The organism is Streptomyces sp. NPDC047841 (assembly GCF_040704085.1).
GTDB classification, from domain to species: Bacteria; Actinomycetota; Actinomycetes; order Streptomycetales; family Streptomycetaceae; genus Streptomyces; species Streptomyces argyrophylli.
In genome coordinates this window covers 1-19427 of record NZ_JBEYRP010000016.1, presented here as the reverse complement: position 1 = coordinate 19427, position 19427 = coordinate 1, and the positions used below count along the sequence as shown (strand labels likewise).

At 73.9% G+C, this 19427-nt stretch carries 16 protein-coding genes; 8 read left to right on the top strand and 8 right to left on the bottom strand.

Annotated features, from left to right (window positions below):
• Positions 1-47: 47 nt before the first annotated feature.
• Positions 48-896 carry an alpha/beta hydrolase gene (locus tag AB0947_RS26630; protein ID WP_366752843.1) on the bottom strand — a complete coding sequence of 283 codons (849 nt, stop codon included), beginning with the start codon at positions 894-896 and terminating at the stop codon, positions 48-50.
• Between the two features lie 42 nt (positions 897-938).
• Entirely contained in the window at positions 939-1664 is a 726-nt protein-coding gene (locus AB0947_RS26625; protein ID WP_366752842.1) for an alpha/beta hydrolase, read from the bottom strand.
• A 311-nt stretch (positions 1665-1975) separates the two neighbouring features.
• Between AB0947_RS26625 and AB0947_RS26620 the strand changes: the two genes are divergently transcribed.
• Positions 1976-2956 (top strand): AraC family transcriptional regulator, encoded by a 981-nt coding sequence (locus AB0947_RS26620; protein WP_366752841.1) that lies wholly within the window; start codon positions 1976-1978, stop codon positions 2954-2956.
• Positions 2957-3001: 45 nt separating this feature from the next.
• Here AB0947_RS26620 and AB0947_RS26615 read toward each other — a convergent pair whose 3' ends face one another.
• Positions 3002-3979 (bottom strand): alpha/beta hydrolase, encoded by a 978-nt coding sequence (locus AB0947_RS26615; protein WP_366752840.1) that lies wholly within the window; start codon positions 3977-3979, stop codon positions 3002-3004.
• A 201-nt stretch (positions 3980-4180) separates the two neighbouring features.
• Positions 4181-5275 (bottom strand): helix-turn-helix domain-containing protein, encoded by a 1095-nt coding sequence (locus tag AB0947_RS26610; protein WP_366752839.1) that lies wholly within the window; start codon positions 5273-5275, stop codon positions 4181-4183.
• A 330-nt stretch (positions 5276-5605) separates the two neighbouring features.
• On the opposite strand from AB0947_RS26610, the gene AB0947_RS26605 reads away from it, so the two are divergent.
• The 3 genes from AB0947_RS26605 to AB0947_RS26595 all read left to right on the top strand — a co-directional run bounded on the left by AB0947_RS26605 (position 5606) and on the right by AB0947_RS26595 (position 8942).
• Positions 5606-6844, top strand: coding sequence for an MFS transporter (locus AB0947_RS26605; protein ID WP_366752838.1), 1239 nt, complete (start codon positions 5606-5608; stop codon positions 6842-6844).
• A 135-nt stretch (positions 6845-6979) separates the two neighbouring features.
• Positions 6980-7849, top strand: a complete 870-nt coding sequence (locus AB0947_RS26600; protein WP_366752837.1) for a LysR family transcriptional regulator — start codon at positions 6980-6982, stop codon at positions 7847-7849.
• A gap of 91 nt (positions 7850-7940) precedes the next feature.
• Positions 7941-8942: a helix-turn-helix domain-containing protein gene (locus AB0947_RS26595; RefSeq protein ID WP_366752836.1), complete on the top strand. Its 1002-nt coding sequence runs from the start codon at positions 7941-7943 to the stop codon at positions 8940-8942.
• Between the two features lie 286 nt (positions 8943-9228).
• Here the strand turns inward: AB0947_RS26595 and AB0947_RS26590 are convergent, their stop codons facing one another.
• Complete coding sequence (locus AB0947_RS26590; RefSeq protein WP_366752835.1) at positions 9229-11571, bottom strand: helix-turn-helix domain-containing protein; 2343 nt, start codon at positions 11569-11571, stop codon at positions 9229-9231.
• Positions 11572-11770: 199 nt separating this feature from the next.
• Here AB0947_RS26590 and AB0947_RS26585 point away from each other — a divergent pair, with 199 nt between their 5' ends.
• Both AB0947_RS26585 and AB0947_RS26580 read left to right on the top strand, forming a co-directional pair.
• Complete coding sequence (locus AB0947_RS26585) at positions 11771-13144, top strand: alkaline phosphatase PhoX (RefSeq protein WP_366752834.1); 1374 nt, start codon at positions 11771-11773, stop codon at positions 13142-13144.
• 615 nt (positions 13145-13759) lie between these two features.
• Positions 13760-15577: a glycoside hydrolase family 15 protein gene (locus AB0947_RS26580; protein ID WP_366753045.1), complete on the top strand. Its 1818-nt coding sequence runs from the start codon at positions 13760-13762 to the stop codon at positions 15575-15577.
• Between the two features lie 45 nt (positions 15578-15622).
• On the opposite strand, the gene AB0947_RS26575 is transcribed toward AB0947_RS26580, so the two are convergent.
• The gene (locus AB0947_RS26575; RefSeq protein WP_366752833.1) at positions 15623-16462 is read right to left on the bottom strand and encodes an SDR family oxidoreductase; all 840 of its coding nucleotides are present in this window, start codon (positions 16460-16462) and stop codon (positions 15623-15625) included.
• Between the two features lie 441 nt (positions 16463-16903).
• Between AB0947_RS26575 and AB0947_RS26570 the strand changes: the two genes are divergently transcribed.
• Positions 16904-17122 (top strand): ferredoxin, encoded by a 219-nt coding sequence (locus tag AB0947_RS26570; protein WP_366752832.1) that lies wholly within the window; start codon positions 16904-16906, stop codon positions 17120-17122.
• A 265-nt stretch (positions 17123-17387) separates the two neighbouring features.
• Complete coding sequence (locus AB0947_RS26565; RefSeq protein WP_366752831.1) at positions 17388-18245, top strand: HAD family hydrolase; 858 nt, start codon at positions 17388-17390, stop codon at positions 18243-18245.
• Positions 18246-18338: 93 nt separating this feature from the next.
• Here the strand turns inward: AB0947_RS26565 and AB0947_RS26560 are convergent, their stop codons facing one another.
• Both AB0947_RS26560 and AB0947_RS26555 read right to left on the bottom strand, forming a co-directional pair.
• Positions 18339-18770, bottom strand: coding sequence for a tetratricopeptide repeat protein (locus tag AB0947_RS26560; protein WP_366752830.1), 432 nt, complete (start codon positions 18768-18770; stop codon positions 18339-18341).
• A gap of 45 nt (positions 18771-18815) precedes the next feature.
• Positions 18816-19427: LLM class flavin-dependent oxidoreductase (locus AB0947_RS26555; protein WP_366752829.1), on the bottom strand; the 612-nt coding region annotated here is incomplete at its 5' end.

Below are 19427 nucleotides of genomic sequence, written 5' to 3'. Positions count from 1 at the left end.
GGATGTGGGCGCCCGGGGCCGGGCGCGGTGACGGGCGGCGGGCCGGGTCAGTGGCCGGTGCGGACGGACCGGACGGCGCGCAGGATCAGGTCGGTGACGGGGCCGGGGTCGCTCACGGACACCGCGTGCGGGGCGCGGACGGCGACGGTGTGGGCGCGGGCGCGCTCGGCCATCCAGCGTTCGGCGGCCGGCGGGATGTTGCGGTCCTCGGTGGCCACGAGGTACCAGCTGGGGATCTTCTTCCACGCGGCGGCGGTGGCCGGTTCCCGGAGCGCGGCGAGGGTGATCGGGCGCTGGCCGGCGGCCATGGCCTGGGCGATCGGCACGGGGACACCGGCGGCGAACTGGTTGCGGAAGAGGTCCTGCCTGATGACCAGTTCATCGCCCTGGCCGCCGTCGGGCAGCGGGTAGTGCTGGGTGACGGTCGCCTCGCCCAGGGTGCTGCCGGGGAACGTGCCGGTGAGCTGGAGCGCGCTCTCCCCGATCTCGGGGACGAAGGCGGCGATGTAGACCAGCGCCTTGACGCTCGGCAGACCGGCCGCGGCCTGGCTGATGACGGCGCCGCCGTAGGAGTGACCGACCAGCACGACCGGTCCGCTGACGCTCTCCAGGACGCTGCGGATGTAGGCGGCGTCGCTCGCCAGTCCGCGCAGGGGCAGGGCGGGCACCAGGACGCGGTGGCCCTGCCGCAGCAGACGCTGGACGACGGCGCGCCAGCTGGAGCCGTCGGCGAACGCGCCGTGGATGAGGACGACGGTGGGGCCGGCCGGGCGGCCGTGTCCGGTGGCCGGACGGCCGGCGGCCGGCGCGGCGTGCGCGATGCCGGCGGTGCCCAGGGCGGCGGCGCCGGCCAGGAGGGACGTGGTCACGGTACGGCGCGAGATCGGTGAGTTCATCGTTCGCTCTCTGTCAGGGGTGGAGGGGGGTGCGGGCCGGGGTCAGCGGGAGGTGGCCCGGACGGCGTCCTCGATGAGGCGCACGACCCGCTCGGGGTGGGCGAGCATGACCAGGTGGGAGGAGTCCACCTCGACGGTGGTCATGCCGGCCCGCCGGTAGCCGTAGCGCTCCACGTCGGGGTTGATGGTGTGGTCGGCGGAGGCGACCAGGCCCCAGGACGGCTTGGTCTTCCAGGCCGCGGCCGGGGCCGCCTCGGTGAAGGCCCGAGCGGCCAGCGGGCGCTGGGACACGGCGAGGGCGGAGGCGAGGCGGGGGTCGACGTCGGCGGCGAAGACGGCCGGGAACCTGTCGGGCCGGACCGACACGTCGGTTCCGGGCTGGTCCGGGCCCTCGGCCGGGAACGGGGTGCGGACGAGGGCGTCGGCCAGGTCGGAGTCGGGGAAGCGGCCCTGCAGCTCGCCGAGGCTCTCGCCTTCCTCCAGGGCGTAGGCGGCCAGGTAGACCAGGGCGCTGACGTTGTCCTCGGTCCCGGCGACCGTGATGACGGCACCACCGTAGGAGTGGCCCACCAGGACGACGGGGCCGGGGATCTGGCGGACGATCCCGGCGACGTAGGCGGCGTCACCGATGAGGCTGCGGTTGGGCACGGCCGGGGCGACGACGTCGAGGCCGCGGGCGACCAGCCGGGGGATGACCTCGGCGTAGCTGGAGGCGTCGGCGAAGGCTCCGTGGACGAGGACGACGGTCGGTCCGCCGGTACGGGACATGGGGGAACTCCCTGGTAGCTGGGGTGGGTGCCGGTCCGCGCCCGGCTGCCGGGCGGGTGGGGGCCCGTGGGTGGTGCCGGGGCCGCGGGACGCCCGGACGGGTCGGGTCGTCCGGTTCGTGCGCGGGGAGCGCGCCACCACGCCGTGGGCGGAAACCACCGGTACGTCCGAGACCCTAGGGCGGGCGGGAGTGGGCGGATTGACTGTCTGTGCACCACATGTGGCCTGTGCGCGCTCAGCGTCCGCCGGCCCCTCCGGGGGCGCCGTATCGTCGGGATCCCGGCATCCGGGACATCGATTCGGAGGGTTGTGTGCTGCTGCTCGATCTCGCCACCGTGGCGCCCCGTGACCGGGCCGGCGCGTTCCACCACGCGCTGACGGACTCGTCGGTGCCCAACGACGTGGTCCACGAGGAGCCCGCGTCCGGCATCCACGCCCGTATGCGGATGTGGCGGGTGGGCGACCTGCCCCTCTTCGCCACCCGCAACTCCGGCTTCGAGGTGCGGCGCACGCAGCGGCACGTCCGGCACCACCGCAGCAACCCGATCGTCTCCGTCTCGCTCCAGCCCGAGGGTGTGCACCGGGCCGAGGTGTCCGGAGTGCGGCGGCTGCTGGGCTCGGACGACATCTGCGTCTTCCACGAGCTGTCGCCCCGGGTGTACGGCTGGTCCGGTGACGGGGCGTCCCAGTCGATGATGTTCGACATGCACCGGCTGGGCCTGCCGGTGGACGTGGTGGTGCGGGCGGCGGGACGGCTGCGTGCCAGTCCGCTGCACGACCTGGTGCTGACGCATCTGCGCGGGGTGTGGCGCGACCCGGACGGCCTGGAGGCCGACCCCGGTGCGCGCCATGTGGCGTCCGCGACGACCGATCTGGTGCGCGCGCTGCTCGTGTCGGCCGCGCACGCCGAGGAGTCCGCCGCGGTTCGGTCCGCCATGGACGACACCCTGCTCACCCGGATCATGACCTATGCGCGGCGCCACCTCGCGGACCGCGATCTGACGCCCGAACGGATCGCGGCGGAGCACGCGGTCTCCGTGCGCCGGCTCTACGTGCTGCTCAGCGGGGCGGGGCTCAGCCTGGAGCAGTGGCTCATCACCGAGCGCCTGGGCAAGGCGCGGGAAATGCTGGCCTCCGCCCGGTACGACCGGCTCACCGTGGCGGCGATCGGCGCCCGCTGCGGGTTCAGCAGCCCCAGCCACTTCAGCCGGCGCTTCCAGGCGGCGTACGGGGTGGCGCCGAGCGAGTGGCGGCGGCTCCGGCGCGAGGAGGCGAGGGGCGCGGCCGGGTGAGCCGGCACCCGCCGCCGCACGCGTCGGTGCCTCCCTCGGGAGGAGTCAGGCGGCGTGCAGCGCGGTGTGCAGGGTGTCCGTCACCTGGATGCGGGCCGCCCGCGAGGCGTCGGTGCCGCGGAGGGAGTCGAAGAGCACGAAGCCGTGGATGGTCCCGTGGTAGCGGATCGACACGACGGGGACGTCCGCCTCCCGCAGGCGGGAGGCGTAGGCCTCGCCCTCGTCGCGGAGCACGTCCGCCTCCGCGGTGAGGACGAGTGCCGGCGGCAGGCCGTGCAGCGACCGGGTGGGTGCGCGCAGCGGGGAGACGGTGTCGTGCGTCCGGATCCGCGGGTCGGGCGCGTACTGCTCCCAGTAGTCGCGCATGGCCGCGCGGCTCAGGAAGTAGCCGTCGGCGAACTGCTCGTAGGAAGGGGTGTCCATCGCGGCGTCGGTCACCGGGCAGAGCAGTACCTGGTGCCGCAGGGCCGGGCCACCGCGCCTGCGCGCCAGGAGGGCGAGCGAGGCGGCGTGCTGGGCGCCCGCGCTGGCACCGACGACGGCCATCCTGGTCCCGTCCAGCCCGCATCCCGGGCCGTGCCGGGCGAGCCACCGGGCCACGGTGTACGCCCGCTCGACGGCGCCGGGATAGCGGACGTCCTCCGGCGCGTCGTACTCCGGGATGACCACGGCGGCGTCCGCCCCGAGGACGAGGTCCGTCAGCAGGTGCCCGTGCGCGTACGCGTCGGTCAGCATCCAGCCGAGGCCGTGCAGGTAGAGCACCACCGGCAGCTCTTCGTCGCTGCCGGCGGGGCGGAGGATGCGTACCCGGACGCGGTGGCCGTCGCTGCCCGGCAGGGCCAGCCACTCCTCCTCGACGTCCGGCTCGTCGGCGTCGTCACCGGTCCACAGGGACGCCATCCGCGCCCTGGCGCCGACCGCGTCCGGGTCCGAGGACGCGGGCAGTGCGTGCGTCTCGACGAAGGCGCGTGTCAGCCGCTCCAGGACAGGCGCGGCCCCGGGGGCCGGAACGTCATCGTGCAAGAGAACTCCTGCGAGGGGGCCCGGCCGTTCGAAGGACCGGGCCGTCGGAAAGGGTGCCGGCCCCTCCCCCGCGGCCGGGCAGGCAGGCGTGCGGCGCCGGAGGCGGCTCCACCGGCACGACTGCCCAGCCTAGGGCGCGGTAGACGTGATGCGCTCGGCACCGTGCCATGGATACTTGCCGCTGCGTGCACAGTTCCGGCGTCAGCCGCCCCCGCCCGCGGTGCCCTCGGGCGGCCGGGTACGATCCCGCCACTCGCGGGGTGACACGCCGTAGGCCGCGCGGAAACTCCGGCTGAAGTGGGTGGCGTTGGCGAAGCCCCACCGCTTGGCCACCACCCCCACCGCGACGTCCCGCGCCCCGGGCCGGGCCAGCTCGCGCCGTGCCTCCTCCAGGCGGCGGTGCTGCACCCACCGGCCGACCGTGCTGCCCTGGCCCTCGAAGAGCTTGTGCAGATAGCGGACCGAGATGTGCTGGGCCGCGGCGATGGTGGCAGGGCTCAGGGTGCGGTCCCACAGCCGCGCGTCGACGTGGGCACGCACGCGCCGCAGGAGTTCCCGCTGCTCCTGGCCCGCTCCGGACGCGGGTTCGGCACCCGCCCCGCCCCCGGCCTCCACCGCGTTCACGCTGTCCCCCACGTGCTGCGCGTCCACCGCACCCTCCGCGCCGGCCGCGCCCTCCGCGTCCTCCGCGTCCTCCGCCGCGAGCGAGCCGACGAACCCGGTGACCGTCGTGGCCAGACGGAGGGCCGTCGCCGGCGGGAACGCGGGCAGGGTGTCGAGGAACGTCCGCAGGAGGGGGCCGAGCAGGGGCGCCACGGAGCCGTCGGCGAAGGGCGCCCGGGCGCTGAGCGCCCGCACCTGGCGGTCGGTCAGTGCGAGGGCGGCCCGTGGGATCCGCAGGAGGTGCAGTTCGAAGTCCTCCGACTCGTGCAGCAGGAAGGGCACCGCTCCGTCGCAGACGAAGATGTCGTCCGCACGGCAGGCCGCGGTGCCGTCACCGCGGACGAGGGTGGCCCGGCCGGACGAGTGCACGCCCAGCGTCAAGTGGGGCTCGGTGGCGTCCCCGGTGGGGCGGACGAAGGACCGCCCCGGTCCGCGGTAGGTGCTGACCTGGAGCAGGCCGAGCATGCGGACCTGTGCCGGCCCGGTGAAGCGGGCGGCGGCACGGGCGTGGGCGGGCAGGAAGGCGCGCGTCGCCGCGGGCACCGGCGCGCTCGCCAGGGTCAGGTCCGGGTACGGGTACGGGGGTCGGCCGGCGGCGCTGCCGGTTGGGGCGGGCGGGGGCATCGAGTTCATGGGATCCCCTGGTGGAAACGGTGGTTCCGCGCCGGGACGGTGCGGCGGTGGACGTCCGGTGAGGAGCCCACGCAACTCAGCCTGGAGCGGCCGGCCGGCGCGCAGGAGGCCGTCCGGCGTTCCGTGCGGACAGGGGCATGAGCCGTGCGCGGTGAGGCATCGCCGCGTGCGTCACCCGGCAAGAAGCACCGGGCGCGCGCCTCTAGGGTCGACACGCGGGGCTCCCGCGGTCATCTCCGCATGAGATGACTGCCATCCCGAACGATCGCGTCAGGTGAGGAAGCCGGCCGGCGGTCAGGTCGTTGTGCTGCATGACGAAAGAAGGTGCACATGTCCACACCGCTCGATCACCGCCGTGGAACCGGCTCCGGGCGTCAGGCCCAGGGCGTGCCCGGCTGGCTGGTCGCCCTCCTGGCCGTCGCGTCCGGGATGACGGTCGCCAACCTCTACTACGCGCAGCCGCTGTTGTCGTCGCTGAGCGACGTGTTCGGGATCAGCGAGGCCACCGCCGGCACGCTGATCACTCTGACCCAGATCGGCTACGTCCTCGGCATGATCTTCCTGGTGCCGCTCGGCGACCGGCTGGAGAAGCGCAATCTGGTCTCCGTCCTGCTGATCGTGACGACGGCCGCCCTCGTGGTGGCGGGACTGGCCCCGAACTTCCCCGTGCTGCTGATCGCCGCGCTGATCAGTGGTGCCACCTCGGTCGTGGCCCAGATCCTCGTGCCCTTCGCCGCCAGCCTCGCCCCGGACCATGCCAGGGGCCGGGTCGTCGGCCGGGTCATGAGCGGTCTGCTCACCGGCATCCTGCTCTCCCGGACCCTCAGCAGCCTGGTCTCCGACGTCGCCGGCTGGCGGGTGGTCTTCCTCGGCTCCGCCGCCCTGATGGCCCTGCTCACGGTGGCGCTGCGCGTCGCCCTCCCCGACCACGCCCCCACCACCTCCGTCCCGTACCACCACGTGCTGCGGTCCACGGTCCGGCTGGTACGCACCCATCCGGCGCTGCTGCGCCGCGGGCTGTACCAAGCGGCGATGTTCGGAGCGTTCAGCGCCTTCTGGACCACGGTCTCCTTCGTCCTGACCGGTCCCCGCTTCCACTACTCGCCGATCGGCGTCGGCGTCTTCGCGCTCGTGGGCGCGGCGGGCGCGGCGGTGGCCCCGTTCGCCGGCCACTGGGCGGACCGGGGGCTCACGCGGCCCATGACCGGTGCCGCGTTCGCGGTCGCCGCGCTGGCCTTCGTGCTCGCGGGTCTGGGCGGACACAGCATCGTGCTGATAGCCCTGGCCGCGATCCTGATCGACATGGCCGTACAGGCGACGCTCATCCTCGGACAGCACACCATCTACGCCCTCGACCCCAGCGCCCGGGCCCGTCTGAACAGCGCGTTCATCGCCATGTTCTTCGTCGGCGGCGCGGCCGGCTCCCAGCTCGGCTCCACGGTCTACCACGCCGCGGGCTGGGCCGGCCTCAGCGTCCTCGGTGCGGTGCTCCCGCTGGCCGCGCTGGTCTACTGGGTCTTCGAGCCCCGGACGGCGCCCCCGGCCCCGGCCGCGGAGACCCGCGACTGAGGACGCCGGGCCGGTCCGGCCGGCACACCGTTCACAGGCGCCTGACGGACCGCCCCGCCGTCAGGCGCACCCCCACGACGCGGCACGGGTCCCGCCCCGCGGCAACCGGCCCCGCACCACCCGGAGGAGCACACGATGGATCTGCGGCAGATGGAGGTCGTCGTCGCGGTGGCCGACGCGGGCGGCTTCACCGCGGCGGCGCGACAGCTGCACGTGGTGCAGTCGGCGGTGTCGGGCACGGTCCGCGCCCTCGAACGCGAGCTGGGCGCGCCCCTCTTCGACCGCACCACGCACCGGGTCGCGCTGACGCCGGCGGGCGAGGCGTTCGTGCCGGCGGCGCGCGCCGCCCTGCGCGCCGCGGAAGCCGCCCGGGAGGCGGTCGACGCGGTGCGGGGGCAGCTGCGGGGCCGGATCACGGTGGGCACGATGCAGGGGGTCTGGGCCGGGCTCCACCACGCCCTGGCCGCGCTGCGGGCGGAGCATCCGGGGCTCGGCGTGCAGCTGCGGCAGGCGGCGGTCGCCGACATCCGGCAGGCCCTGCGCGAGGGCACGGTCGACCTGGCCGTGGTGGCCCTGGACCGCCAGCAGCAGCGCGGGCTGACCACCCGGCTGCTGTCCGAGGAGGAGATGGTGCTGGTCGCGTCGCCGCGCCGGGTCCTGGGGGCCACGACGCCCCAGGGCGAGGTGGAGCTCGCCGATGCCGCCCGGCTGCCGCTGGTGGACTTCAGCCCGGGCTGGGCGATCCGTCACTCGGTGGACCGCGCCTTCCGGGCCGCGGGCGTCGACCGTGCCACGACGTTCGAGGTGAACGACATCGTGGCGGCGGCCGAGCTGGTCCGCAACGATCTCGGGATCTGCATCCTGCCCAGGTCGATCGCGGACCGCTTCCCCGACCTGGCCACATATGGTTTCCGGCACCACGCACCCCACTGGAAGATCATGCTGGTGCGCCCTCCGGGTGAGGCGTCACCCGCGGTCGCCGCGCTGTGGCGGCACTTCACGTGATCGTTTCTGCCTGCTTTGTTCCTGGTGGCCGCCGGTTGCCGCTGCTTGGCTGGGCGGGGAACACAACCAGTACGGCGCCCCGGTGCCACGCATGCCAAGGGAGAGCCAGTTGAGCCTGGTGCTGACGACCGACACGGTGCCGGACCAGGAGAAGGTCGCGTACTGGAACGACGCGGTGAGCAGGGCTCTGGTGCCGGTCACCGTGGCCCCCCGCGACAGCCGGCGGTTCGACGGCAGGATCGCCAGCGACTGCCTGGGGTACCTGCGGGTCTCGCGCATGGAGGCCGACGCCGGGCGGGTCAGCCGCACGCCGGCCCTGATCGAGCGCTCACCCGAGGCCCTCGTGGCGGTCGGCCTGCTGGTGTCGGGCACCGCCACCTTCCTCCAGGACGGCCGGCGGGCCGAGATGAGCGGGGGCGACCTGGTGTTCTACGACACCGCGCGGCCGTTCTCCTTCACCTATCCGGAGCGGTTCGCCACCCATGTCTTCCAGCTGCCGCGCCATGTGCTGGGCGTCTCGGACAGCGACATCAAGCGGGTCACGGGTACCGCGATCGGCACGGCACAGGGCCTGGGCTCGGTGCTGCGGCCCTTCCTCGCCACCCTGGCCGACGCGGCCCCCTCCTACCCGGCGGCCGTCGGGCACCGGCTGGCCGGTCATGTCGTCGACCTGTTCGCCACCCTCATCACCGACCAGACCCTGCGGGACCCGGACGACGGCCGCGACCACCTCGTGCTGAGCGTGCGGGCCCACATCGACCACAAGCTCGGCGACCCCTCCCTCTCACCGGAGTCCATCGCCCGCGCGCACCACATATCCGTCCGCTACCTGCACCGGCTCTTCGAGGGCGAGGGCATCACCGTCAGCCGTCTCATCCAGCAGCGGCGACTGGAGGCGTGCGGGCGTGAACTGGCCCGTCGCGGGAGGGTGACGCCGACCGTGTCGGCGGTGGCCCGGCGCTGGGGATTCGTCAATCCCGCCCACTTCAGCCGGGCGTTCCGCGCCGCGTACGGGCTCTCCCCCCGCGAGTGGCGCACCCTGCACCTGGAACGGGGCGAGGACGAGCAGCCCGCGAGGCCGGCCCTCACCTGACAACCACGCCGGGCGGCGAGTACCGGCGGTCGCCGCCCAGGCGGACGAGCCGGCAGCGGGGCAAGGACGGACAGCCGACGACGCCGGCCCTCACCTGACAACCACGCCGGGCCGCGGGTACCGGCGGTCGCCGCCCAGGCGGACGAGCCGGCAGCGGGGCAAGGACGGACAACCGACGACGCCGGCCCTCACCTGACAACCACGCCGGGCCGCGGGTACCGGCGGTCGCCGCCCAGGCGGACGAGCCGGGAGCGGGGCGAGGACGGACAACCGACGACGCCGGCCCTCACCTGACAGCCACGCCGGGCGGCGGGTGCCGGCGGTCGCCGTCCAGGCGGGCGAGCCGGGAGCGGGCCTCGGCGACCCGTCGCGGGTCCGCGTCGCTGCCGAGGGCGACGCACCGCGTGAACGCCTCACGGGCCTCGGCCGGACGGCCGGCTCCGAGGAGGACGTCGCCGAGCACGAGGAGGTAGCGGCTCTCCAGGGCGATGTTGCCGTCCGTGCGGGACAGCGCGACCGACGCCCGCAGGTGCTCCACCGCTTCCTCCCAGCGCCCCAGGCGGCTGTAGGCGCCCCCTAGTCCCGCGAGTGCGTTGACCCGGGTGAAGGCGGCGATGTGCGGTTCGACGCGGTCGCCGACCTCGTCCAGGCGGGTCAGGACCTGCCGGTAGGCGTCGGCCGCCTCCTCGTCGCGCCCGGCGCCCTTCAGGTCCAGGGCGCGGGAGACGAGGGCCTGGAGCATGCCGTGCAGGTCTCCGGCGGCCTCGAACAGCGCGACCGACAGGGCGCTCTGCTCGGCGGCCGGGCCCTCTTCGCGCAGCACGCGGTGGGCCCAGGCGGCGTACGCGTGCGCCCAGGCCTGCTGCTCGGCGTCACCGGCCCGCCGGGCCGCGGCGAGCGCGCGGGCGGCGAGCGGGAGGCTGTCCCGGGGCCGGCCCTCGCAGATCAGCACGGCCCAGGCGTAGTAGTTGAGCTGGGTCGCTTCGAGCACGGGGTCGCCGAGCGCCTCGGCGGAGCGGACGGCGGTGCCGAAGACCTCCGGCCAGTGCCCCCAGAACATCCACTGGTCGGAGAACCAGTGCAGCGACTCGGCCACCTCGACGACGGTGGCGTGGTCGCCGTCCGCCGCGGCGGCGTGCAGGGCCGCCAGCCAGTTGGCGGCCTCCGCCTGGAGCCACTCACGGGCCTTGTCGGCGCTGGAGAGGTCCACCGTGCCGCGCCAGGAGGCGGGCGGGGCCCCGTGGCCGGGTTCGTACCACCGCCCCGCCACGACGGCCGTCTCCAGCAGCCAGCGGAACATCGACCGGCGGGCCCGTTCGATGTCGGCCTCGCCGTCCTCGGCGGTGAGGCGGCAGCGGCCGTACAGGCACAGCAGGTCGTGGAGCCGGTAGCGGTCCTCGGCGCTGCCGACCAGGCCGGCCTCGACCAGTTCCTCCAGGGTGTCCTCGGCGTCGTGGACGTCCTGGCCGGTGAGCCGGGCGGCGCAGGCGGCGCCCACGTCCGGGCCGGGGACCAGGGACAGGCGGCGGAACAGGCGGGCGGCCGTGGGTGTGAGCTGCCGGTAGGACAGGTCGAAGGCCGTCGTGACGCGTACGTCCCCGGCGGACAGCGCGTCCAGCCGCCGTTCCTCGCTCGCCAGCCGGTCCGCGAGCCGGCGCACGGTCCATCCCGTGCGGGTCGCCAGCCAGTTGCCCGCGATCCGCAGGGCCAGCGGCAGGTGCTCGCACAGCCGGGCGACCTCCTCCAGGGCCTCGGGTTCGGCCGTCGCGCGCGCCCCGCCGACGAGGGAGGCCAGGAAGGCGGCCGACTCGGCGGGTCCGAGCCCGCCGAGGGGCAGCCGGTGCACGTCGTCCAGTCCGGTGAGCATGCGGCGGCTGGTCACCAGGACCAGGGTCCCGCCCGAGCCCGGCAGCAGCGGGCGTACCTGCGCCTCGTCACGGGCGTCGTCCAGCACCAGCAGGCAGCGGCGGTCGGCGAGGACCTGCCGGTAGAGGGCGGGGTGGGCCTGCGGTCCCGTCTTGGCCAGGTCGCGGTCGGGCACGCCGAAGGCCTTGAGCACCCGGACCATCAGTTCGGAGGGGGCGGGCGGGCTGTCGTCGGTCCCTCTGAGGTCGACCACGAGCTGGCCGTCCGGGAAGCGGTCCGCGAGCCGGCGGGCGGCGCGCAGCGCGAGGGTGGTCTTTCCGGTGCCCGGCGGTCCGTGGATGACGACCACGACGGGCTGGGCGTCCGCGGCACCACCGCCCTGTGCGGCACCACCGCCCTCTGCGGGGGCGCGGTCCGTCCGGGGCCGTACGGCCAGTGCCTCCAGGCCGGCCAGTTCGTCGGCGCGGCCGACGAAGTCGTCGATGCCGCGCGGGAAGGAGCGGACGCCGACGGGACTGTATCCGGGGGCGCGTCCGGCGCGGGCGGCGGCGAGCAGCCCTTCCCGGTCGGCGTCGTCCAGGCCGAGGCCGTCCGCGAGCGCGGCCACCGTCCGCCGTTGCGGCGCGGCCCGCCGTCCGCGTTCCAGGTCGCCGATGCCCCGCTCGCTGACCCCGGAGGCCTCCGCCAGGGCCTCGATGGTCAGTGATTTCGCCCGTCGCATCGAGCGCAGCAACGGCCCGAACGCGACCTCCTGTCCGGACATGTCCGTCCTTTCCCCCGGCTCGCTTGAATATTGTAGTACCGGGCGCTCGGCCGCAAGGGCCGCCGAGCGCAGGGGCGGCCGTCCTGGCGTACGTCACGACGCGTGACATCCGGGACACGCGTGGTTCCCGAGGCCCCCGGCAGGTGATAGACACAGCGGGATCGCAGTTCCTGTCCGCCAGCAGGAAGGTTGCCGCCGCATGTCTGCAACACGCCGTCAGGTCCTGGCCGGAGCGAGCGCCCTGGGAGCGTGCGTCGCCTTCACCGGGGCCCTGTCCGAGCTCTTCGCGGGCACCGCCGCCGCACAGCCCCTCGGCCGCACCGGCTACGGCCCGCTCGTCTCCGATCCGCACGGCCTGCTCGATCTGCCGAAAGGTTTCCGCTACACCGTGCTCTCCCGCGAGGGCGACCAGCTCCGCTCCGGGGAGGGCCGGGTCCCCTCGAACCACGACGGCATGGCCGCCTTCGGCGGCAGAGGGGGCCGCACCCACCTCGTGCGCAACCACGAGAACCGCGTCACCGCGCCGGTCCCGGTCCCGACCGTCAGCGGCCTCACCTACGACCCGGCCGGCAAGGGCGGCTGTACGGCGCTCACGCTCGACGCGCACCGGCAGGTGCTGTCCGAGCGGGTCGCCATCGCCGGTACGGCCGTCAACTGCGCGGGCGGCCGGACCCCTTGGGGCACCTGGCTGACCTGCGAGGAGACCGAGGACCGTGCGGGCACCAACGGCTACACGAAGGACCACGGCTTCGTCTTCGAGGTCCACCCCACCGACCCGCACCGCACCGGCGCCGTCCCGCTGACCGCAATGGGCCGCTTCCAGCACGAGGCAGTCGCGATCGACCCGCGCTCCGGCGTCGTCTACGAGACCGAGGACGCCTTCCAGAAGCCGTTCGGCCTCTTCTACCGCTTCCTGCCGGACAAGCCGCTCGGCGGTGTCGGTTCGCTGCGCGCGGGCGGCCGGCTCCAGGCGATGCGGGTGCCCGGCGTGCCGGACCTGTCCCCGGTCCAGGAGCCGGGGACGCGCTTCGACGGCATCGAGTGGGCGGACGTCCCCGACCCGCTGGCCGCCGCCACTCCCACCCGGTTTCAGGACTACGGCCCCGGCGGCATCACCCACGCGCAGAAACTGGAGGGCTGCTACTGGGGCGGCAGCTGTGTGTACTTCGTGTCGTCCTTCGCCCGCGGCGCGGACGGCTCCGCGGCCGACCACTACGGCCAGATCTGGCGCTACGACCCGGCGCACCGCCGGCTGACCCTGGTCGTCGTGTTCGGCCCGGACACCGATGTGCGGCTGCCCGGCGAGTCCCCGGACAACATCTGCCTCGCCCCCGGCGGCGGCCTGATGGTGTGCGAGGACGGCAACGGGGCCCAGCACGTCTTCGGCGTGACCCGCGCAGGCGAGGTGTACCCGATGGCCCGGAACCGCCAGGCCCTCACGGCGGGTACGGCCCAGGAGCCGGAGTACGGCGAGTTCGCGGGGGTCACCTTCTCCGCCGACGGCGAGACGATGTACGTCAACTGCTACACGCCCGGAACGACGTTCGCGGTGACCGGCCCCTGGCGCGGCTAGGAGCTGTCCGGGCGATCACGGTCGCTGTCGGCCTCTGTGAAGTCGACTGCCCAAGTCCGTTTGACGCGGGCCCGCGCGGCGAGCAGCGCGACCGGCCCGGCACCCCGACGCCGGGCCGACATCCGCAGCAGGTGGCCCCTTTCGCCGGCCGAGGCGAGGAAGTACGGGCCGGGAAGGCGGTGTTCGCGGGCCCCGCGCGGCGAGCAGGGCGACCGGCTCGGCACTTTGGTGACGGACGGTCGGCCTCGGACGCCTTGTCTCCGCCGGCCCCGGCGAGGTGGTCGACGGTGCGCGTGGACAACGGCCGGCGGCGCTGACGACAAGCGGGCAGGTGTCCTCGGCGCGTTCGCAGGTTCCCCTCTCGCCAGTCCAACGGCCGCCGGAGGCACGCGGGTTGGACCTGTGCCGCGCGGACGGCTGCGGTCAACGAGTCCGATCCAGCCTCCCGCGCGGCGGTTCCGGTCCGGCCCGCGCGGCGGCGAGGACGCACGGAATGCCACCGGCCGTGTCTGACGGCGGCCGTCCCGCGGTCTCGCCTCCCGTCGCGCGTTCCGTGGCGGCTGCGTCGCACAGGGCGGACAGTGGAGTCAGGGCTACCAGGGAAGCGAGATGATCATGGACCGTTACCCGCCCATCGCCGACCACGGCCTCGTCGGGGACCTGCAGACCGCTGCTCTCGTGTCGTCCCAGGGCGTCGTCGACTGGTTCACGGCTCCCCGGTTCGACTCGCCGAGTGTCCTCGCCGCCCTGCTCGACCACGACCGCGGTGGCTACTTCCTGTTCGCGCCGGAGAGCCGGAACGTCACCTGCAAGCAGCTCTGCTACCCGGACACCGCGGTCCTGGTCACGCGGTTCATGTCGCCGGACGGAGTCGGTGAGGTTTTCGACTGCATGCCGCCGGACCGCACCGGCACCCCCACCGACAGGCACGTGCTGCTACGCGGCGTCAGGGCGGTCCGTGGCACGGTGCGCTTCACGTTGGAGTGCCGTCCGCGCTTCGACTACGGCCGTGCCGGCCACCGTCTCGACGTGCAGGACGATACCGCCACGTTCCGGGCGCCGAACGCCACCGCCCATCTGCGGAGCACCTTCCCCCTGCGGCAGGACGGCGACGACGTGCGGGGGGTGGTGACCCTGAGGCCGGGTGAGGTGGCCGCGGCGGAGTTCACCGTAGGCGATCCCGGTGGCGGCCCTGCGCCGCCGGTCACCCCGGGCCGGGCGCTGGAGCGGTTCTGGGACGTCGTGGACTTCTGGCAGCGCTGGGTGCACCACTCCAGCGACCGCGGCCGGTGGCCGGGCGTGGTGCACCGCTCGGCCATCACGCTCAAGCTGCTCACCTACGCACCCACGGGTGCTCCCGTCGCCGCGGCCACCATGGGTCTGCCCGAGCAGATCGGGGGTGAACGCAACTGGGACTACCGCTACACCTGGGTCCGCGACGGCTCCCTGTCCGTGCGCGCCCTGCTCGACCTGGGGTTCGACGAGGAGGCGGCGCAGTTCACGCGCTGGATGGGAGACCGCCTCCAGGCCCGGAAGGGCGTCGACGGCGAGCCGCTGCAGATCATGTACCGCGTCGACGGGGACCCCGAGCTGCCGGAGGAGATCCTCCCGCACTTCGAGGGCTATCGGGGTTCGTATCCGGTGCGGGTGGGGAACGCGGCGGCCGATCAGCTCCAGCTCGACATCTACGGGGAGGCGCTCTACGCCCTGTCGGAGGGGCGTGAGGTCACCATGGAAGGCAGTTACCACGGCTGGAAGAACGTCGCGCGGACGCTGGACTGGCTGGCCGGTTCCTGGGACCGCCCCGACGAGGGCGTCTGGGAGACCCGTGGCGGGCGCAAGGACTTCACCTTCAGCCGGATGATGGCGTGGGTGGCCTTCGACCGGGGGTTGCGACTGGCGCGGGAGCACAGCCGTCCGGCCGACGCCCCTCGGTGGACCGCGGCTCGCGACGCGATCCTCGAACAGGTGATGGAACGGGGCTGGAACGACAAGGAGCAGGCCCTCGTCCAGCACTACGGGAGCGACGTCCTCGACGCTTCGCTGCTGCTCGTTCCGCGGGTCGGGTTCCTGGCGCCCAGGACGGTGAGCTGGCTGTCGACCCTGGACGCGATGGAGCGCAGGCTGGTGTCCGACAGCCTCGTCTACCGCTACGACCCCGCGGCCTCCCCGGACGGGCTGCGCGGTTCGGAGGGCACCTTCAGCCTCTGCACCTTCCTCTACGTCGACGCCCTCGCCCGCGCCGGTCGGACTCGTCCGGCACGCTACGCGTTCGAGAAGATGCAGACCTACGCCAACCACGTCGGCCTGTTCGCCGAGGAGATCGGCCCCAGCGGCGAGCAGTTGGGCAACTTCCCGCAGGCGTTCACGCATCTGTCGCTGATCATGGCCGCCACCACCCTGGACGACGCCCTAGACCAGCAGCGCGAGTGAGCGCCGCCCCGGCGTCCCGCCTGCCGGCCGGGGTCGCGCGGCGGTTCAGCCTCCGGTGGCGAAGCCGGGGAAGAGGGTCATGCCGCCGTCCACGTAGAGGGTGGTGCCCACCACGTAGTCCATCAGGTCCGAGGCGAGGCCGACGACCGCGTGGGCGATGTCCTCGGGATCGCCGACACGCCCGTAGGGGATCAGCCGCAACAGCTCCTTCTCCGCATCGGCGGTGTCCCAGGCGTCGCGGTTGATGGGTGTCCTGATGGCTCCAGGAGCCACTGCGTTGACCCTGATCCGGTGGGGTGCGAGCTCCTGGGCGAGTGTCGCCATCATCATCTGCACGCCGCCCTTGGACGCGGCGTAGTTGACGTGCCCGGCCCAGGGGATGATCTGGTGCACCGAGCTCATACAGACGATCTTCCCAGCCGCCCGCGACACCTCGGGGACGACCCCCCGCCTGAGGAACTCCCTGGTCGCCTCCCGGGCGCACAGGAACTGGCCGGTGAGGTTGACGTCCAGCACCTTCTGCCACTGGGCGGTCGTCATGTCGGTGAGCGGAGCGTCGCGCTGCAGCCCGGCGTTGGCCACGAGGATGTCGATGGTCCCGAACTCCTGCACCATCCGTGCGATCATCGCAGCGACCTGGTCCTCCTGGGACACGTCGGCCTCGTAGGCGGCCGCCCGCACGCCCAACCCGGAGATCTCCTCGACCACCCGCTCGGCCTCCTCGCGCCCGACGACGTAGTTCACGACCACGTCGGCTCCGGCGCGTCCCAGCCCGATGGCCGTCGCCTTGCCGATGCCCGAGTTGGCGCCGGTGACCAGTGCCTTCTGGCCTTTGAGTAGCTGCGCGGGAACAACGCCCTGCGAGGCTCCCTGAGTCACGCTCACGCCCGTTCTCCTCCTCGTCCGGCCGGCCGGCCGCGGGACCCACGCGGGTCCGGCGGTCCCTGTCGACACCGAACCATCGCAGAGGCCAGGCCACACCCCGGGTGCGGGCTGATTGCGCCGATCGGCCGAACACGGCCGGCCCCCGGCACGGACATCGGCGCCGGTCGGCAAGGTGGCACTTCGTCCGGGTGCGGGTGATATACGCACGGGATAGGCTGACCTGCGGGGAGGCCGTGATCTCCGAGCGGTTCTGCCCGCCGGTCGCCTTGGAGGCGACGACCGGATTCTCTCCGCGGTGACCCGACGGGCGCGGCGCGCATCCCCGCAGTCGACGGAGGCGGGCAGCGGCCGAGCCTCTTTCCCGTCAGCCGTGCCGAGCCCCTGCGCGCCGGCACGGCGCGGCTCCCGGGCCCGCGGCTTGCAGCCCCTGTGGAGGCCGGGATGCGAGTCGTCGTAGATCTTTCCCGATGCGAGGGATACGCGCAGTGCGCCTTCCTGGCCCCGGACGCGTTCCGGATGCACGGCGAGGAAGCGCTGGTGTACGACCCGGCTCCCGACGACGCCCGCCGCGACCAGGTGCTGCGCGCCGCGGCGGCCTGCCCCGTCCAGGCGATCCTGGTCGACCGGACGGAGGAACGGGGCGCGTCGGCGGGAGCTTAGGCGCCCTGACCAGCGCCCCCCGACAACCTGCAAGCCGTCGAGCGTGAGGGCCGCGTCGCGGTCGTCGGGGCGTCACTGGCAGGACTACGGGCCGCGGAGGCGCCGCGCAGCAAGGGTTTCACCGGATCACTGACCATGATCGGCGATGAGCTGGGCGTGGCAGGGGGTGTCCGCCGCCGGTGAGGGGTGCGGTGGAGGGGGGCCGCGACGTCAGGGCTGCCGAGAGCCGATACTTCTCCGGAGAGTACGGGAGGTACCGGCACCCATGACATCCACGCCCGCCCCACCGCTGGTCACGCCGCCGAAGCTGGTGGCGACCGATCTGGACGGCACACTGTTCCGGAGCGACGGCACGCTGTCGCGGCGCACGCGAGCGGCGCTGGCGTCGGCCGAGGGGGCCGGCATACGTGTCGTGCTCGTCACGGGCCGCCCGCCACGCAGCGTGCCGGACCTGCTGGAACGCGTCGGGCCGCACGCCGTCATCGCGGCCAACGGCGCCGCCGTCCACGCACCGGACGGCACCGTCGCCCACACCTTCCCGCTCACGGCCCCCGCGGCCGCCCGTCTCGTGGACCACGTACGCGCCGCGATCCCGGGCGTCTCGTTCGCGGTCGAGTTCGACGGCGCCTTCGGCCACGAACCGGCGTACCCGGCCTGGTCGTTCGGGGACGAGGCCGTCGAACTGATCGGCGCGGCGGAGGAGATCCTCACCCCCGGCTCCGGCCGGCGTCCGCTGAAGATCCTGGCCCACCATCCGGCGGTCCCGCTCGACGCCTTCTACGAGCGGGCGCGCCAGGCCGCCGGCCCGGACGCCGAGACCACCCACTCCACCGGGCTGTCGCTGGTGGAGTTCAGCGCGCCCGGCGTCACGAAGGCCACCACCCTCGTCACCTGGAGCGGCCGGCTCGGCATCGGCACCCAGGAGATCGCCGCCTTCGGTGACATGCCCAACGACCTGCCCATGCTCGGCGCGGTGGGGAACTCCTACGCCATGGCCAACGCCCACCCGGACGTCCTGGCGGCCGCGCGTCACCGTGCGCCCGCCAACGACGAGGACGGGGTGGCGCAGGTGCTGGAGGCGTTCGTCGACGCGATCACACGCCGATCACCCCTGACCGCGTGAGCCCCGGGGGGTGACCCCGCGCCGCCGGGGTGCCCGGGGCCACGCCCTGGACACCCCGGTCCCGGACCACGGGAGGGGTTCCCGCCGCGTCGCTCAGTCGTCCTCCGGGAACTCGCCCGACCACGCGGCGGCCATGCGCAGCAGCGGCTCGGCCTCGGCCTGCCGCCCCTGGCGCTGCAAGGTGCGGCCCAGCATCAGGTGGGCGTAGTGCTCCACCGGATCGCGCTCGATGATCGCGCGGAGCTGTTCCTCGGCACGCCGCAGCTGAGCGGAGTGGTAGTAGGCGCGGGCCAGGAGCAGCCGGGGGCCGGTCTGCTCCGGAGCCTCCTCCACGACGAGGGCGAGCAGCCGCGCGGCCCCGATGTAGTCCTTGGCCTCGAACAGCAGCTGCGCGCGCTCCCAGCGCTCCGTGGTGGTCTCCTCGCGCGGCGCGCCGGCGCCGTTGTCGAACAGGTGCAGGGCGCTCGCCCAGCGGTCGGGCGCCACTCCGTCGCCCGCGGTGTACCCGGTGAAGTCGTCGCTCATCGTTCCTCGTTCTCCTCTGCCGTGGTGGCCGCGTGGGCCCCGGTCTCAGGCCGCCGGTCCGGTGGTGTGCGCGCGTTCCGCGTCGCGGGCCGCGCGCAGGGACGCGTGGGTGGGCGCGTCGGGCACGCCGGCCGGCCGGTTCTTCGCGAACTCGTCACGCAGCACCGGTACGACCTGCGCACCGAGCATCTCGATCTGCTCCAGCGCGGTCTCGAGCGGTATTCCGGCGCCGTCCACCATGAACAGCTGGCGCTGGTAGTCCCCGAAGTGCTCACGGAAGGTGAGCGTCTTCTCGATGACCTGCGCGGGCGTGCCGACGGTCAGCGGGGTCTGCTCCATGTACTCCTCCATCGGGATCCCGCCTCCCATCACCGGTGAGTGGTCGAAGTACGGGCGGAACTCCCGGACGGCGTCCTGGGAGCGCGGACGCATGTGGACGTGGCCGCCGAGTCCGACGACGGCCTGCTCCGGGGTGCCGTGGCCGTAGTGCGCGTACCGCTGCCGGTACAGGTCGATCAGCCTCTTGGTGTGCTCCTTGGGCCAGAAGATGTTGTTGTGGAAAAAGCCGTCGCCGTAGTACGCGGCCTGCTCGGCGATCTCCGGGGAGCGGATCGAGCCGTGCCAGACGAACGGCGCGACGCCGTCCAGCGGGCGCGG